This is a genomic window from Amycolatopsis sp. (assembly GCF_036008905.1).
Taxonomy (GTDB): domain Bacteria; phylum Actinomycetota; class Actinomycetes; order Mycobacteriales; family Pseudonocardiaceae; genus Amycolatopsis.
The window spans coordinates 1-15675 of the sequence record NZ_DASYMU010000208.1; the positions used below are offsets into that span (position 1 = coordinate 1).

At 68.2% G+C, this 15675-nt stretch carries 15 protein-coding genes; 10 read left to right on the top strand and 5 right to left on the bottom strand.

The features are described from left to right. Window positions 1-84 precede the first annotated feature (84 nt). From VGP60_RS33550 to VGP60_RS33560, 3 genes are read left to right on the top strand one after another with little or no spacing between them, the layout of a single operon-like run. Entirely contained in the window at window positions 85-648 is a 564-nt protein-coding gene (locus VGP60_RS33550) for a helix-turn-helix domain-containing protein (RefSeq protein ID WP_327552191.1), read from the top strand. Continuing rightward, a complete protein-coding gene (locus VGP60_RS33555) occupies window positions 645-1910 on the top strand; it encodes an MFS transporter (RefSeq protein WP_327552192.1) in 1266 nt (421 codons plus the stop codon). Before VGP60_RS33550 ends, VGP60_RS33555 begins: the two co-directional genes overlap by 4 nt. Before the next feature lie 47 nt (window positions 1911-1957). Further along, window positions 1958-2221 (top strand): amphi-Trp domain-containing protein, encoded by a 264-nt coding sequence (locus VGP60_RS33560; protein WP_327552193.1) that lies wholly within the window; start codon window positions 1958-1960, stop codon window positions 2219-2221. A gap of 51 nt (window positions 2222-2272) precedes the next feature. Here the strand turns inward: VGP60_RS33560 and glp are convergent, their stop codons facing one another. Then, window positions 2273-3475: a gephyrin-like molybdotransferase Glp gene (gene glp / locus VGP60_RS33565; protein ID WP_327552194.1), complete on the bottom strand. Its 1203-nt coding sequence runs from the start codon at window positions 3473-3475 to the stop codon at window positions 2273-2275. Between the two features lie 73 nt (window positions 3476-3548). Between glp and VGP60_RS33570 the strand changes: the two genes are divergently transcribed. The 4 genes from VGP60_RS33570 to groL all read left to right on the top strand — a co-directional run bounded on the left by VGP60_RS33570 (window position 3549) and on the right by groL (window position 8279). Beyond that, a complete protein-coding gene (locus VGP60_RS33570) occupies window positions 3549-4229 on the top strand; it encodes a TIGR00266 family protein (protein ID WP_327552195.1) in 681 nt (226 codons plus the stop codon). Between the two features lie 12 nt (window positions 4230-4241). Further along, complete coding sequence (locus VGP60_RS33575) at window positions 4242-4868, top strand: AIM24 family protein (RefSeq protein ID WP_327552196.1); 627 nt, start codon at window positions 4242-4244, stop codon at window positions 4866-4868. Between the two features lie 75 nt (window positions 4869-4943). Further along, window positions 4944-6392: a serine/threonine-protein kinase gene (locus VGP60_RS33580; protein WP_327552197.1), complete on the top strand. Its 1449-nt coding sequence runs from the start codon at window positions 4944-4946 to the stop codon at window positions 6390-6392. A 258-nt stretch (window positions 6393-6650) separates the two neighbouring features. Beyond that, window positions 6651-8279, top strand: a complete 1629-nt coding sequence (groL, locus tag VGP60_RS33585) for a chaperonin GroEL (RefSeq protein WP_327552198.1) — start codon at window positions 6651-6653, stop codon at window positions 8277-8279. A gap of 119 nt (window positions 8280-8398) precedes the next feature. Here groL and VGP60_RS33590 read toward each other — a convergent pair whose 3' ends face one another. Continuing rightward, complete coding sequence (locus VGP60_RS33590) at window positions 8399-8626, bottom strand: PspC domain-containing protein (protein ID WP_327552199.1); 228 nt, start codon at window positions 8624-8626, stop codon at window positions 8399-8401. 98 nt (window positions 8627-8724) lie between these two features. On the opposite strand from VGP60_RS33590, the gene VGP60_RS41820 reads away from it, so the two are divergent. Next, window positions 8725-9174, top strand: coding sequence for a M23 family metallopeptidase (locus VGP60_RS41820; protein WP_414640448.1), 450 nt, complete (start codon window positions 8725-8727; stop codon window positions 9172-9174). Between the two features lie 48 nt (window positions 9175-9222). On the opposite strand, the gene VGP60_RS33600 is transcribed toward VGP60_RS41820, so the two are convergent. After that, entirely contained in the window at window positions 9223-10170 is a 948-nt protein-coding gene (locus VGP60_RS33600) for an o-succinylbenzoate synthase (RefSeq protein ID WP_327552200.1), read from the bottom strand. Between the two features lie 66 nt (window positions 10171-10236). Between VGP60_RS33600 and VGP60_RS33605 the strand changes: the two genes are divergently transcribed. Together VGP60_RS33605 and VGP60_RS33610 are read left to right on the top strand one after the other, a co-directional pair. After that, window positions 10237-13044 carry an AfsR/SARP family transcriptional regulator gene (locus VGP60_RS33605; RefSeq protein WP_327552201.1) on the top strand — a complete coding sequence of 936 codons (2808 nt, stop codon included), beginning with the start codon at window positions 10237-10239 and terminating at the stop codon, window positions 13042-13044. Between the two features lie 191 nt (window positions 13045-13235). Beyond that, window positions 13236-13808, top strand: coding sequence for a type 1 glutamine amidotransferase domain-containing protein (locus VGP60_RS33610; protein WP_327552202.1), 573 nt, complete (start codon window positions 13236-13238; stop codon window positions 13806-13808). Here the strand turns inward: VGP60_RS33610 and VGP60_RS33615 are convergent. Together VGP60_RS33615 and VGP60_RS33620 are read right to left on the bottom strand one after the other, a co-directional pair. Next, a complete protein-coding gene (locus tag VGP60_RS33615; protein WP_327552204.1) occupies window positions 13805-14656 on the bottom strand; it encodes a DUF72 domain-containing protein in 852 nt (283 codons plus the stop codon). The two genes, VGP60_RS33610 and VGP60_RS33615, sit on opposite strands and share 4 nt — an antisense overlap. 38 nt (window positions 14657-14694) lie before the next feature. Then, on the bottom strand, window positions 14695-15465 hold the full coding sequence (locus tag VGP60_RS33620; RefSeq protein WP_327552203.1) for a DUF4253 domain-containing protein: 771 nt from the start codon (window positions 15463-15465) through the stop codon (window positions 14695-14697). Window positions 15466-15675 lie beyond the last annotated feature (210 nt).

Genomic DNA, 15675 nt, shown 5'->3' on the forward strand with positions numbered 1-15675 from the left:
CCCCCACCGCCGCTTTGGGGTACTTCAAGAGTTATTGTACAAGAGCAGTTGCACAAGAAGTCTTGTGTATCTATCGTGGGGGGCATGACCGACCGTGAAGTGCGCGAAATCCGTGACTCCAAAGTCCTCGCCGCGATGTCCCACCCGCTGCGCCGCCGCCTGATGGACGTTCTCGAGGTCCACGGCCCGTCGACGGCGAGCGCGCTCGCGCAGCGCACCGGCCAGGCCGTCGGCAATATCAGCCATCATCTCAAGGTCCTCGCCGCGAGCGACCTCGTCGAAGAAGTCCCCGAGCTCGCCCGTGACCGCCGGGAACGCTGGTGGCGCAAGGCTTACGACGGTTTGCGCTGGTCAGCGAAGGACTTCAAGGACGACCCGGTCGCCGACGCGGCGGTGTCGCTGAGTCTTGACCGCCAGAACAACCTCGTCCGGACGTGGATCTCCGAGCGCGAAAGCTACGGCGAGGCTTGGGAAGGGGCGTCGTTCGCGACCGACACTTGGGCGCACCTGTCGCCTGACGAACTCCGGCAACTGGCCGAGGAAACCATCGCGCTGTTCACCAGGTGGTCGCACCGTGAGACCCCCGACGATGGCCAAGAGCGCAAGCCTGTCTTCCTCTTCGGGCACGGTTTCCCGGCTCAGCCATGAGTCTCGCCGGACATCGCGACTTCCGCCTGCTGTGGTTCGGCGAGACAACGAGCAGCCTCGGAAGCAGTGTGGCGAGCGTGGCGCTACCGCTCGTCGCCGTGGTTACCTTGCAGGCCAACACTTTCACCGTTGGCCTCCTCGCCGCGGCAGCGTGGTTGCCGTGGCTGTTCATCGGGCTTCCGGCGGGCGCTTTGGTCGACAGGGTCGCCAAGCGGCCGTTGATGCTGGCCTGCAACCTCGCGTCGATGCTGCTCTTCGCCAGCGTCCCGGTGGCAGCGTGGTTCGGCTTCCTGACCGTGACACAGCTGCTGGTGGTCGCGCTGCTGGGCGGCACGGCCAAGGTCTTCTTCGCCACCGCGTACCGCGTCTACCTGCCGACCCTCGTGTCCGGCGACGACCTCCTGGAGGCCAACGCCAAACTCCAAGGCAGCGAATCGGCCGTGCAGGTGGCGGGACCGGGGATCGCGGGTCCGCTGGCACAGGTTTTCGGCGCGGTCAGCGGGCTGCTCGCGGACGCCGTCAGCTTCGGGGTTTCCGTGCTGTGCCTGCGCTCCATCCGCACCCGCGAGGAGCGGCCCGAGCGCACGACCACCGATCGCCTGCGCGACGAGATCGCCGACGGCCTGCGGTTCGTCGTCCACGACCGGTTCCTGCGCCTGCTCACCGTTTTCGGGGCGATCTCGAACATCGCGCTGATGGGCTACGAGTCCATCAGCGTCGTCGTCCTGGTGCGCGACCTCGGTGCCGGCCCCGCGACGGTCGGTGTTGTGCTGGCCCTCGCGAGTGCCGGTGGCGTGTTCGGCGCCCTGTTGGCGGGCCGGCTCAGCGCGCGATTCGGCTCCGCACGGGCGTTTCTGCTCTGCGAGGTGAGCGCCGCGCCCATGCTGATCCTCGGCCCGTTGAGCGGTCCCGGCTGGGGACTCGCGTTGTTCGTCGCCGGTGGCTTCGGGCTCGGCGCGGGCGTGGTGACGTCCAACGTCATCTCGTCGACGTTCCGCCAGCGCTACTGCCCACCGGAGCTGTTCGGCCGGATCACCGCGAGCACGGCCGTCCTCAACTACGGCGCGATCCCGCTCGGCGCGCTGCTCGGCGGCACGCTCGGGCAGACGCTGGGCGTGCGGGAAACGCTGTGGATCATGGCCGGGCTGCAGCTGGCGTCCATCGCCGTGCTCGTCTTCAGTCCACTTAGGACATTGCGCGACTTCCCTGCGGCAGCAGCACGTCCCCCTCTTCGTCCTAGGTATGTCCACGCGATTGAATGACACCTCACAGGCACCTGATCGGGTGCCCCACAATCGGAGGGCGATCCATGACCGAGAACACCCAGAGAGACGTCGAACGCATCTACTCCACGGCCGACGTCGTCGCCAAGCTGCGTCGCCTCGCCGACGCGATGGAGTCCGAGACCTCGTTCCGGATCCAGATCGCGGGCGAGCGGATCCGGGTTCCGGCGCGTGCCCAGTTCTCCATCGAGCACGAGCGTGGCGACGGCGAGGAGGAGATCGAGTTCCAGCTCAAGTGGCAGCTCGAAGAGCAGGATGACTCCGCCGACGACGAAGACACCGTCGTCTAGCGGACACAGTGACGCCCCGGTATCCCGATGCGTGCCGGGGCGTCGACTTCCCTACAGCAGCAGCACGTCCACCTCTTCGCCCTCGGCCACCGAGCCGACGTCTTCCGGCAGCACGATGAGGCAGTTGGCCTGGGTGAACGCCGCGAGCAGGTGGGAACCGGGGCCACCGCGCGGGCCGACGATGCCGGTCACCTGGCCTTCGGTCTGGGTGTAGAAACCGCGCCGGAACTGACGGCGTCCGAGCGGTGAGGTCATCGACTCGATGAGCTTGGCCCGCACCTGCTGCCGGTTGACGCCGGTGTGCCCCATCGCGCTGAGCAGCGCCGGGCGCAGGAACGCCTCGAACGAAACGAGCACGCTCACCGGGTTTCCGGGCAGGGTCACCACCGGCACGCCGTTCCAGCGGCCGCTGCCCTGCGGCCCACCGGGTTGCATCGCGATCTTCTCGAACACCACCGAGCCGGTCAGCGCGTCCTTGACCACCTCGTACGCGCCCGCGCTTACCCCGCCGGAGGTCACCAGCAGATCGGCGTCGGCGAGCTTCGGCTCGATCACCGCGCGGAACTCGTCGACGTCGTCGACCACACTGCGCACGACCACGACCTCGGCGCCCGTCGCGCGGATGGCGGTGGCCAGCATGATGCTGTTGGATTCGTAGATCTGCCCGTACCGCAACGGGTTCGGCGCGTCGATGAGCTCCGAGCCGGTCGAGGCGACGACGACTTTGAGCGGCCGGTGCACGGTGAGCTTGTCGAGCCCGACGGCCGCCGCCAGCCCGAGCTGCGCGTGGCTGAGCACGGTGCCGGCGGTGAGTGCGACTGTGCCCTTGACCACATCTTCGCCGATATGCCGCACGTGGTTGTCGACCGGGACGGACTTGCGGATTCGCACGCGTTCGGTGCCGCCGTCGGTCTCTTCGACCATGACCACGCTGTCCGCGCCCGGAGGCATCGGCGCGCCGGTCATGATCCGGTGCGCGGTGCCGGGAAGCAGGTCGGGGACATCGACGCGGCCGGCCGGGATGTCCGCCGCCACCGGGAGTTCCACCGGGTTTTCGGGGCTCGCGGCGGCGATGTCCTGTGCGCGGACGGCGTATCCGTCCATGGCGGAGTTGTCGAACGGGGGCAGCGACACCCCCGCGCGGACGTCTTCCGCGAGCACCAGTCCGGCGCATTCGGGCAGGGCGAGCGGGGTGGCGGGAGCGGTGCCCAGCAGCTTGGTCACGGCCTCGCGATGGTCGTCCACAGAGATCACCCGGACCATCCTGCCCTTCATCGGCGCCCATGCAAGACTCTCCCCGCCAGTCGCAGCTTTCCGGGGAGAAGTCATGCAGGTTCAATTCCGTCACCAGCCGTCGTTCGCCGTGGCCAGGTTGACGCTCGCGCCAGGTGAGCCGGCGCAGGTCGAGGCGGGCGCCATGATGGCGACGAGCTACGGCGTCCAGGTGCAGGCGGCCGCGCAGGGCGGGATCATGAAGGGCTTCGGGCGCGCGATGCTCGGCGGCGAGTCGTTCTTCGTGTCCACCTATACCGCCCCCGCCAACGGCGGCTGGGTCGACGTCGCCGCGAACCTGCCGGGCGACATGCAGGTCATCAACCTCGACGGCCGGGTCGGCTGGTGCGTGACCAAGGGTTCGTGGCTGGCCTCCTCGCACAGCGTGCACACCGAGACCAAATGGGGCGGCTTCGGCAAGCTCTTCGGCGGTGAGGGCGGTTTCCTCACGCACGCGACGGGACAGGGACCGCTCGTGGTCGCTTGTTACGGCGCTCTCGAGACCACCACCCTGCAGCAGGGCGAGGTCGTCACCATCGACTCCGGGCACGTGGTGGCGTACGCCGACACCGTCCAGTCGCAGACCCGCAAGATGGCCACCGGCATCTGGCAGACGATGAAGAGCGGTGAGGGACTGGTCTTCGACTTCGCCGGTCCCGGTCAGGTCCTGACGCAGACGCGCAACCCGTCGGCGCTGTCGTCATGGATCGTCGCCCAGGTGCCTTCGCGCGGATAGCGGCCGAAACCCATGCAGGTACACACCAGGCACACCCCCAACTTCGGCGTGGCGCGCATCATGCTGGCGCCGGGCGAAGCCGTGCAGGCGGCAGGCCGGACGATGGTCGCCAGCAGCTACGGGCTGACCGAAACCCCGCCCGCCCGCGGAGGCGCGCGGGCGCACAAGGGCGGGATGTCGGTGTACACCGCGCCCGCTGAGGGCGGCTGGATCGACTTCGCGCCGGACTTGCCGGGCGACGTCTATCCCTTGGAGTTCGACGGGAAGACGGGCTGGTGCGTCTTCTCCGGCGCGATCCTCGCCCGCCCGGCGACGGTGCGGCACGACCCGGGCTGGGCGCCGCTGCAGGCGCTGTTCGGCGCGGACGACGGATTCCTCGACCATTTCAGCGGGATGGGACCGCTCGTGCTGGCCGCCGGCGGCCCAGTCGACGCGTTCGAACTCGGCCAGGGGGAGATCGTCACCGTGCGGCCCGATTTCCTGCTCGCCTACCCGGACACGATCCAAACCCGGCTGCGCGCGGTTGATCTCGCGGGCCCCCAGTCGCTCAAGACCGGTGAAGGGCTGGCGCTGGACTTCGCGGGGCCCGGGACGGTGCTGGTCCAGGCGCGCAACCGCAGGCCTGGACCAGCAGGGTGAGTGTTCGGGCAGGAGTCTCAACTCTTCGGGCCAACCGCCAGCGGCTTGATTACCAAGGGCGTTAGGCTGCGCTGCGTGACAGGCGATGTGTCGGGGGACCTCACCGGTCGCCGGTTGGGCAATTACCGTATTGACGGTGTGCTCGGCAAGGGCGGCATGAGTGTGACGTACAAGGCCACCGACGTGCGGCTGGGACGCAAGGTGGCCCTCAAGATCATTGGTGATCACCTCGGTGCCGACGCGGAGTTCCGCGAGCGGTTCGTCGACGAGGCCAGGAACACCTCCGCCATCGACCACGCCAACGTCGTGCCGCTCTACGACTTCGGTGAGCTCGAAGGCATGCTCTACATCGCCATGCGGATGGTCGACGGCGGTGATCTCGCCGGCGCGATCTCCGGCGGCCCGATCTCCCCGGCGCGCACGCTGATCCTGCTCGAACAGGTCGCCGACGCGCTCGACACCCTGCACGCCCGCGGCCTGGTGCACCTCGACGTCAAACCGGCCAACGTGCTCGTGACGAGCCGGGAAACCGCGCGCGAGCATGTCTATGTCGCCGATTTCGGGCTCACCCGCCGCGGCGCCACCGGGCACCGGACCCGCGGCGGCGACTTCCTCGGTTCCCCTACATATGCCGCGCCCGAGCACCTTCGCGGTGAGCCGCTCGACGGCCGCACCGACCAGTACGCGCTGACCTGCGTGCTGTTCGCCTGCCTCACCGGAAGCCCGCCGTTCAAGGGCGACGTGCCGACCGTGATCAAAGGGCATCTCAACGGCGAGCCACCGGCCATCTCGCGCGTGGTGGCGCTACCCAACGCGATCGACGAAGTCGTCCGCAAGGGTATGGCGAAGAACCCCACGGACAGGTACGCGAGCTGCATCGAGCTGATCGCCGCGGCGCGCCGGGCACTCGGCCCGCAGGCCGCTTCCGACAAGCCGCCGGGTCCGCCTGGCACGATCGGGCAGCCGGTGAACTCGCACCAGCCAGAGGGGGGCCACATGTCGCAGCCGTACGGAGGACAGCAGCCGCCGCCGGGCGGTTACGGCCAAGGGCCGCAGCAGGGACCCCCGCCACAGCAAGGGCCGCCACCCGGTTACGGGCAGCCGCAACAAGGTCCTCCACAACAGGGCCCGTATGGCCCACCGCAGAGTCCGCCGGGTGGATACGGCCCGCCGCAACAGGGATACGGACCACCGCAAGGTGGCGGTTACGGCGACTATCAGCAGCTCACCGGTGACCCTGTCCGGCTGCGTCCCCCGGCTCCCGCGGGCGGACCGACGGCGTTCTCCCAGAGCGGCAACGGTGGCAACAGCCGGAAGATACTGATGATCGTGCTCGGCGTGCTCGTGGTCGCGGCGCTCGTCATCGGCGGCATTCTTGTTTTCGGCGGCGGCGGCGAAGGCGGCGGTACTACGCCGTCGACAGCGCCTCAAATCCCGGTCGGCCCCGGCGGCTCGCAGCCGAACGCGCCCTCGTCCTCGCTCAAGGCGCCGCCGACGTCGATCTCGATCAAGCCGTCGACCTGACCTGTTGACCTGGGTTTCTTGCACTCGCACCCCGAGAGTGCTAAACACGACATTGGCACTCGACGCCGTCGAGTGCCAGGCGGGTGGTCACCGATCACTCGCCTGAGGTCGGGACGGTGAGGCTCAGGTCCGGGAAACCGGAGTGGGTCGTCCGTCGCGGGCACCGAGCCTGGCCGAGGACGTGTCCTGCTGCTGCGATTCAGTCGCTTTTGACGACTGGGTCGTTCGCGGCGCTCAATACCGGAGGACCACACCGCAATGGCCAAACTGATCGCGTTCGACGAGGAAGCCCGCCGCGGTCTTGAGCGTGGCTTGAACATCCTCGCCGACACCGTCAAGGTGACGCTTGGCCCTCGTGGCCGCAACGTCGTGCTCGAGAAGAAGTGGGGCGCGCCGACGATCACCAACGACGGCGTCTCCATCGCGAAGGAAATCGAGCTCGAAGACCCGTGGGAGAAGATCGGGGCCGAGCTCGTCAAGGAAGTTGCCAAGAAGACCGACGACGTCGCGGGTGACGGCACCACTACCGCCACCGTGCTCGCCCAGGCTCTCGTCAAAGAGGGCCTGCGTAACGTCGCCGCCGGCGCCGACCCCATCAGCCTGAAGCGCGGCATCGAGACGGCCGTCGAGGCCATCATCGAGCAGCTTCACAAGATGGCCGTCCAGATCGAGACCAAGGAGCAGATCGCTGCGACTGCCTCGATCTCCGCTGCCGACCGCACCATCGGTGAGCTCATCGCCGAAGCGCTCGACAAGGTCGGCAAGGAAGGCGTCGTCACCGTCGAGGAGAGCAACACCTTCGGGCTCGAGCTCGAGCTCACCGAGGGTATGCGCTTCGACAAGGGTTACGTGTCCGGTTACTTCGTGACCGACCCGGAGCGTCAGGAAGCCGAGCTGGAGGACCCGTACGTCCTGCTGTACGGCTCCAAGATCTCCAACGTCAAGGACGTGCTTCCGCTGCTGGAGAAGGTCATCCAGTCCGGCAAGCCGCTGCTGATCATCGCCGAGGACGTCGAGGGCGAAGCTCTCGCGACCCTGGTCGTCAACAAGATCCGCGGCACCTTCAAGTCCGTCGCCGTCAAGGCCCCGGGCTTCGGTGACCGCCGGAAGGCCATCCTCCAGGACATCGCGATCCTGACCGGTGGCCAGGTCATCAGCGAGGACGTCGGTCTCAAGCTCGAGAACGCCGACCTTTCGCTGCTGGGCCGCGCCCGCAAGGCGCTCATCACCAAGGACGAGACGACCATCGTCGAGGGCTCCGGTGACGCTGACCAGATCCAGGGTCGTGTCAACCAGATCCGCGCCGAGATCGACAACTCCGACTCGGACTACGACCGCGAGAAGCTCCAGGAGCGTCTCGCGAAGCTGGCCGGCGGCGTTGCCGTCATCAAGGCCGGCGCCGCGACCGAGGTTGAGCTCAAGGAGCGCAAGCACCGCATCGAGGACGCCGTGCGCAACGCCAAGGCCGCTGTTGAAGAGGGCATCGTCGCCGGTGGCGGCGTGGCTCTGCTTCAGGCTGCCGAAGCCGCGTTCGCGGGCCTCAAGCTCGAGGGTGACGAGGCCACCGGTGCGAACATCGTTCGCATCGCGGTCGAGGCTCCCCTCAAGCAGATCGCCATCAACGCCGGCCTCGAAGGCGGAGTTGTGGTCGAGAAGGTCAAGGGTCTGCCGACGGGCCACGGCCTGAACGCCGCGACCGGTGTCTACGAGGACCTGCTCGCCGCCGGCGTGCCGGACCCCACGAAGGTCACCCGGTCCGCGCTGCAGAACGCCGCCTCCATCGCGGCGCTGTTCCTGACCACCGAGGCCGTTGTCGCCGACAAGCCGGAGAAGGCCGCACCGGCCGCTCCGGGTGGCGACGGTGGCATGGGTGGCATGGACTTCTGAGTCCGGCCCCGTAACACCTCGCAGTACAGAAAAGGCCCGGTCCGCGTCAGCGGCCCGGGCCTTTTTGTTTCCGAGCACCGGCCAAATGCGCTCGGAAACCTGGACGCGCGGTCATCCTTTCAGGACGCCTGTCCGGGAGCTTCCTCTTCCGGCGTCAGGACGTACGCGGCGGCGTAGAGCGGGATGGTCACGCCGATGAAGACGAAGGTGGCCGCGACGACCATGAGCCGGACGACAGCGAGATCCACCCCGAGGTAGCGGGCCCACCCGGCGCAGACACCGCCCAGCATGCGGCCCTCGTGGATGCGCTCGAGCTTCTTCGGGGTTTCTTGCACGGTGTTTGTCATGCCTCAAGAATCGCCCACGGCCGGCGTCGGCACATCAGGGAACGGCCCTGACCGGACCCGGAGTTCCGACCCTGAGAACAGCGTTCGATTAGCGCCGATTGTGCAGTGCCCACCGCAAGTGGGAGATCGACTTCAACCGGGGCAGCACCGACGACGCGGACCTCGGTGACACCGTCGTCGCGGCGGCCGCCGGGAAGGTCGCGACCTCGGCGCACCAGGGTTCGGAGAACGGCTACGGCAACCTGGTCAAGATCGACCACGGCGGCGTGCAGGGCCAGAAGATCGGCGAACTGGGCAACACCAGCAAGCCCGGCAACGGCATCTCGCCGCATCCGCACTTCGAAGTCCGCACCACGGACACCACCCTGCTCTACAACGCCACCACCGGCAAGAACTGCGTCACCACGGTGAAGACGACGTCACTCGGCACGGGCAGTTTCTCCTACTACGCCGGACCGGTCAGCGCGTCGGCCGCGGACAAGTGCGTGAAATGGGGCGGGTCCGCGGGAGTCTCGAAGTTCGACAGTGAGTTTTCGCACTGCAGCTGAGTGGATCGGCTGCGGTGTGTGGGTGGCTCGTGAGTGGCTACGAGTGTTCTAACCCTCGTAGCCACTCACGAGCCGGACGCGCGTGAGCCGGTCCAGCCACCAGGTTTTGGTCTGGTCGTCGGCGAGGAAACCGCCGCGCAGGTTGGGCTCGGGGGCTTGGGTGAGCACCGGCAGGAAACCGTCCACAGGGGACAGTGAGTTCGACGTGATGTCGCCCTCCATCAACGAAATCGTGCCGAGTCCGCACGCGAAGTCCAACGACGGCAAGGCGCCGGCGAGCGCCAGCCCGGCGGCGAGGCCGACGCTGGTTTCCAGCGCCGACGAGACCACACACGGCAGCCCACAGGCTTCGGCGACTTCCAGCGCGCGCCGGACACCGCCGAGCGGCGCGACCTTCAGCACCGCGATGTCCGCGGCTCCGGCCACGGCCACCTTCATCGGGTCCTCGGCGCGCCGGATCGACTCGTCGGCGGCGATCCGCACCGACACCCGGCGCCGGACCGCGGCGAGCTCCTCGATCGAAACGCACGGCTGCTCGACGTACTCCAGCCCGCCCGCGGCCTTGTCCAGCTCGCCGATCGCGCGCACGGCGGTGTCGACGTCCCAGGCCATGTTGGCGTCCACCCGGATCGCGCCCGACGAGCCCAGCGCGTCGCGCACCGCGGCCACCCGATCGCAATCGTCCACAAGGGACGATCGAGGGTCGGCCACCTTCACCTTCGCCGTCCGGCAGCCCGACGCGGCGACCAGTTCGTAGGCGCGTTCGGGCGGGACGACCGGGACCGTGGTGTTGATTTCGACGCGGTCGCGTACCGGTGCGGGCCAGCCTGTCTCGGCGGCTTCGACAGCCGCGGCGAGCCAGGGTGCGCTCTCCTCGTCCGAATACTCCGCGAATGGGCAGAATTCGCCCCAACCGGCGGCCCCGCGCAGCACAAGGCCCTCGCGCGCGTCGATGCCGCGGAAGCGATTGCGCATCTTGATCGTGTAGACGTCCATGTGGATCCGATCATGCCACTTTCCGGAATCCGTGCCGATCAGCCGTAAGACGGCCAGAATGAGGTCGTGGCGTTCGAGTTCCGCGTGCTCGGCCCGGTCGGTGTGACGGCTGGTGAACGGCCGGTGTCCCTTGGTGGCAGCAGGCCGCTCATCGTGCTGGCCGGATTGCTTCTCCGCTCGAACCAGGTCGTGTCCGTCGACGAGTTGTTCCGCTGGCTCTGGGACGACGACGATCAGCGGCGGTCCAAAGGCGCGCTCCAGACGTATGTCCTGCGGGTGCGGCGCGCGCTCGGCAACGACGTGCCGATTCGCACTGAGCGCGGCGGTTACCTGATCGAAGTCGACGAAACCAGCCTCGATCTCACCCGTTTCCGCACCCTCGCGACCCAGGGCAAGGCCGCGGCCGCCCGTGGCGAGCTCGGCCAGGCAGCCGCGCTGCTTTCGGAGTCGCTCGCGCAGTGGAGCGGGCCCGCGATGACCAACGTGGAATCCGACGCCCTGCACCGCGACGAGGTCGCGCAGCTTTCCGAAGAGCGGCTGAGGGCCCGCGAACAGTGGGCGGACGCGTTGCTCGGTCTCGGCGACTACGCCGCGGTCATCCCGCAACTGACCGGGCTGATCAGGGAGAACCCGCTGCGCGAGCGGCTCCACGAGCAGCTGATGATCGCGCTCTACCGCGCGGGCCGCCAAGCCGAAGCGCTCACCGTGTACCGCGAAATCAGTGCCGTCCTCGCCGGGGAACTCGGCCTGGATCCCGGGGTTTCGCTGCAGCGCGCCCATCTCGCGATCGTCACCGGCGAGCCGGTGACCGACTTCTCCCCGGCCGCGAACGGTGCCCGCTACCGGCTCGGCCCCGAACCGCTGACCCCGCGCCAGCTGCCCGCCGACCTCGGCACCTTCGCCGGCCGGGAAGCCGACCTCAAGGCGCTGCGGACGTTGGTGCCCGACGAACCGAGCACGTCGACGCCGATCGCGTCGATCGAAGGCATGGGCGGGATCGGCAAGACGACCCTCGCCATCCACTTCGCGCACGAGGTGGCCGACCGGTTCCCCGGTGGGCAGCTCTACGTGAACCTGCGCGGTCACGGCCCCGGTGACGCGATCGAACCGGGCGTGGCGCTGGAGACCATGCTGACTTCGCTCGGTGTGCCCGCCGACCGGATCCCGGCCGATCTCGATGGCCGCGCCGCGCTGTGGCGGACGCACAGCGCGGGCCGCCGGCTGCTCGCCGTGCTCGACAACGCGGGCAGTACCGAGCAGGTCCGGCCGCTGTTCCCCGGCCCCGGCTGTCTCGTGCTGATCACCAGCCGCTGGCAGCTGCGCGCGCTCGTCGCGACCCATGGCGCGCACCGCGTCGCGCTCGACGAACTGAGCGAAGCGGACGCCATCACGCTGCTCGCGGCCACGATCGGCGTCGACAGGGTCGAAGCGGATGACGTCGCGACCGAGCGTTTCGTCGACTACTGCGGACGGCTTCCGCTGGCCATCCGGATCCTCGCCGTGCGTGCCGACCAGTTCCCGGACGTGCCGCTGGCGGAGTTCGTCGCCGAGCTCGACGGCGAGCACGACCGGCTCGGCGCGTTCGACCTCGCGGACGGCGAGGAGACGAACATCCGCGCCGTGTTTTCGCATTCGTACCAGGCACTCGACGTCGATGCGGCGAGGATGTTGCGCCTGCTCGGGCTGCCTGCCGTCCCCGATTTCAGCCTGCCGGCGGCCGCCGCCGTCGCCGGGGTGGAACCAGATCACGCGCGCACGAGTCTCGGGCGGCTCACGTCCGCCTATCTGCTCGGTCAGCCACGCTCGGCGCGCTACCAGCTCCACGACCTGATCCGCGTGTACGCGGGCGAGCTGTCGCACCGGTTCGACGCCGGCGCCGAACGCGTCGCCGCCCGAGACCGCCTGCTCAACTGGTACCTCGGCTCGGCCATGGAGGCGTCACGGCTTCTGCGGCCGGAGCGCCATCATGGGCTCCTCCAGCTGGAAGATCCGGACGCAGGGCTCAAGTTCGGCTGTCACGAGCAGGCTCTCGACTGGTTCGACGAGGAGTCCGGCAATCTCGTCGCCGCGGTGACCCTGGCGTACCGCGAAGAGCGGTACGAGCAGTGCTGGCAGCTGGCTTGGCTGCTGCAGTCGTTCTTCATCATCCGGGCGCGGCTGGACGAGTGGCGTTCGGTGTTCGACGTCGCCCTGCGCGCGGCCCGCCGCGCCGGGAACAGGCCGGGCGAGGCGGGCATCCTGAGCGGGCTCGGCATCGCCACCAGCATCGCGCGACGGCACGCCGAGTCCTGGGCGTATCTGCAGCAAGTGCTTGAGCTGCAACGAGAACTCGGCTCACGTGAGGGCGAGGCACGCGCGCAGTACAACCTCGCGCTCTCCGCCGGTTTCAACGGCGAGCAGGACCACGCGTACGAGCACGCCATCGAGGCGCTGCGGCTCGTCCGCGAACTGGACCTGGAGAACCTGGAAGCGGACGTGCTGCAGGCCGTCGGGGACATCAGCTCCCTGATGGGCCGCCACGAAGTCGCGCTGGATCTCGCCGAGACCGCGCTCGGGATCTGGCGGCGCACCGGGATCCTCGAGGAGGAACGGTTCGCCCAGCGCAGCAAGGGCACCGCGCTCGTCGGGCTGAACCGGCACGAGGAAGGTGTCGCCTGCCTGCGGCTGGCCGTGGAGATGTTCTTCACCCGAGGCGAGCTCTACCAGGCCGCCGACGTCCTCAACGAGCTCGGCGACGTGTTCCTGCGCGCCGGCGACCGCGCCCAGGCCAAGGACTGCTGGCTGCGCGCCGCCCGGGTGCTCACCGAGCTTTCCCACCCCGACGCCGACGACGTGCGAGCCAAGCTGGTTGCCCTCGTCGGACTGGCCGGCTGAGTGGCACGGGCCTGCCCGCGCGCTGACCCCCCGTGGCAGCGCGCGGGCAGTTCACCCGCACGGTGACACTCAACCCGAAGGCGCTCACTACCCGCTGACTGTGCGCGTCACTTCGTCGGATGAAGCTGGTTTGAGCGGCCCGGAGTACCGGGTAGTCAACCGTTGTACATCTAGAACGGAGGGAATTTCCCATGTCGGACACACTCGCCGGACGCCGCGTGGCTTTTGTCGTCGCGCCGGAGGGGATCGAACAGGTCGAGCTGACGGAGCCGTGGAAGGCCGTCGAGAAAGCCGGTGGCATCCCGGAACTCGTTTCGTCCGATTCCGGCACGGTGCAGGCTTTCAACCACTTGGACAAGGCGGACACCTTCCCGGTCGACAAGGTCGTCACCGACGTTTCCCCGGACGACTACGACGCGCTGGTACTGCCCGGCGGCGTGGCCAACCCCGACTTCCTGCGCACGAACAAGGACGCCGTGAAGTTCATCGGCGGGTTCTTCGCGCAGCAGAAGCCCGTCGCGGCCATCTGCCACGCGCCGTGGACGCTGATCGAGGCCGACGTCGTCCGCGGCCGCCGCCTGACGTCCTGGCCCAGCCTCCAGACCGACCTGCGCAACGCCGGCGCGGAGTGGGTCGACGAAGAGGTTGTCGTCGACGCGGGCCTGGTGACCAGCCGTAACCCGGACGACCTGCCCGCCTTCTGCGCCAAGTTGGTCGAGGAGATCGCCGAGGGCAAGCACCGCGCTCAGTCGCGCAGCACCTAGCTCTCGTCGGGTGACGTCATGTCGATGCCGAGTTTCCCGGCCAGCGATATGGCGTCGCCCGGTGCTTTGACCTTCATGTCGTTGTCGAAGTAGACGTAGACGTCCTTGTGCAGCTCGTCGTGCCAGTGCCGGATCTTCTTCGCCCAGTTCCCCAGGGCTTCGTCGGAGTACCCGCTCGCGTAGAGCTCGACGTCACCGTGGAGCCGCACGTACACGTGGTCCGAGGTGACTTCCTCGACGAACGGCCACTTCCCCGCGGTATCGGCGACCACCAACGCAATGTCCTGCTGCTTCAGGAGTTTGACGGCTTCCTCAGCGGCGAAGCTCGGATGCCGGACCTCCAGCGCGTGCCGGATCGGCCTGGTGGTTCCCGGTTTCGTATAGGCGTCTCCCTTCAGTTTCTCGTCGTGCCGCTTGGCCAGATTCGAGGCCGCACGGGTGTTTCTGGGCAAGAGGTCGAAAAACGTGGTGAGCCGCTCGGCGTCGAACTTCAGCGTGGGTGGCAGCTGCCACAGGATCGGGCCGAGTTTGTTCCCCAGCGCCAAAACTCCGGAGGCGAAGAAGTTCGCCAACGCTGTTTCGGCGTCCCGCAGCTGCTTCAGATGGGTGATGAACCGGCCACCCTTGACCGAAAAAACGAAATCCTCGGGCGCCTGCTCGAACCAAGCGCGGTACCGCTCGGGCCGCTGCAGTGAGTAGAACGAGCCGTTGATCTCGACGCTGTTCACCCGGCGGGACAGGTATTCCAGCTCTTGTCGATGCACCAGTCCTTTCGGATAGAAGGTCCCGCGCCACGGCGGGTACAGCCAGCCCGACGTACCTATGCGTATTTCGGTCACGTCAGGGATTTGCCCACGTGAGGCCCGGTCAAACTGAGCGCAGCAAACTAGGCCCAGGAGAACTTCCAGTGCCTGGTGTGGACGAGCCCGGAAGCGAATTCACGGATGTTGCCCGGCTGCGCGGCGAACGTCGGCAGGCTGAAGGCCCGGTGCTCGGCGGCCACCGCCAGCGCGCGCCCCTGGTTACGCGGCGGTGCCGAAACGGACAGCTCCAGCGCGTCGAAGCCCAGCACGATCAGCGTCGCGCCGAACCGCTCCTCCCAGCTGCGCAGCACCGCCGAAAGCTCCGCGACCTGGTCGGTCGACTTGATCATGCCCGTCCAGCCGAGAATGGCCGGGATATCGGCGGGCCGCTCCGTCTGGACGAGCCCGAGCCGATACTCGCCGTGCGCTGCCAGCACGGACCCGGTGTTGCCCGCTTCCGCCAGCGGATCCGACCGCCGCGGCGGGCGCCGTGTCAGCCCCGGGAACCGCGCGCCGAACGGCCGCAGGCAGGCGCCGTCGCAACAGGACGAGTCCCACCACCTGTCCAGCGCCGCGGCCGGATCCACCAGCGGCACCTTGTGCTCGGCGGGCGCGAGCCTGCCCCTGTCGTCGATCCAATCCTCCCCGTTCGCGGCGAACCGCTCGTCGCGCGGGATGAGGACCGGCCACAGCCTCGTGCGTTCGAAGTCGGCGACGCACTGCAGGTAGAAGGCCGGATCTGCCAGCCGGGCATCCGAAACCCAGAGCCTGCCGTGCCAGCTTCCCGGCGGCAGCTCGAGCTCGCGCGACCGCTCGACAGCAGGAGTTGAACGGTGCAGCGGTTGGATGGTCATCGGGGTCCCCTCGAACTAGTGTTCGGTTGATGGTTCGAACAGTAGTTCGAAGGTCCGACAGTTTTCAAGCCCGGGGGACGGCGGTTCGCCCGTCTCACCCGAGTGAGTGGGGACGCTGTGGCGGATGTGACTTCAGAGGCTTTTGAGGCGATATTTCAGCCCGCGAACGGCCCTCTCACGGGTCGCCATCTGTCGACAGCAATGCCACTG

What these genes read in the sequence shown, in the direction of transcription:
- VGP60_RS33550 (WP_327552191.1), top strand. Translation starts at nt 85, where the DNA reads ATGACCGACCGTGAAGTGCGCGAAATCCGTGACTCCAAAGTCCTCGCC.
- VGP60_RS33555 (WP_327552192.1), top strand. Translation starts at nt 645, where the DNA reads ATGAGTCTCGCCGGACATCGCGACTTCCGCCTGCTGTGGTTCGGCGAG.
- VGP60_RS33560 (WP_327552193.1), top strand. Translation starts at nt 1,958, where the DNA reads ATGACCGAGAACACCCAGAGAGACGTCGAACGCATCTACTCCACGGCC.
- VGP60_RS33570 (WP_327552195.1), top strand. Translation starts at nt 3,549, where the DNA reads ATGCAGGTTCAATTCCGTCACCAGCCGTCGTTCGCCGTGGCCAGGTTG.
- VGP60_RS33575 (WP_327552196.1), top strand. Translation starts at nt 4,242, where the DNA reads ATGCAGGTACACACCAGGCACACCCCCAACTTCGGCGTGGCGCGCATC.
- groL (WP_327552198.1), top strand. Translation starts at nt 6,651, where the DNA reads ATGGCCAAACTGATCGCGTTCGACGAGGAAGCCCGCCGCGGTCTTGAG.
- VGP60_RS33590 (WP_327552199.1), bottom strand. Translation starts at nt 8,626, where the DNA reads ATGACAAACACCGTGCAAGAAACCCCGAAGAAGCTCGAGCGCATCCAC.
- VGP60_RS33600 (WP_327552200.1), bottom strand. Translation starts at nt 10,170, where the DNA reads ATGGACGTCTACACGATCAAGATGCGCAATCGCTTCCGCGGCATCGAC.
- VGP60_RS33610 (WP_327552202.1), top strand. Translation starts at nt 13,236, where the DNA reads ATGTCGGACACACTCGCCGGACGCCGCGTGGCTTTTGTCGTCGCGCCG.
- VGP60_RS33620 (WP_327552203.1), bottom strand. Translation starts at nt 15,465, where the DNA reads ATGACCATCCAACCGCTGCACCGTTCAACTCCTGCTGTCGAGCGGTCG.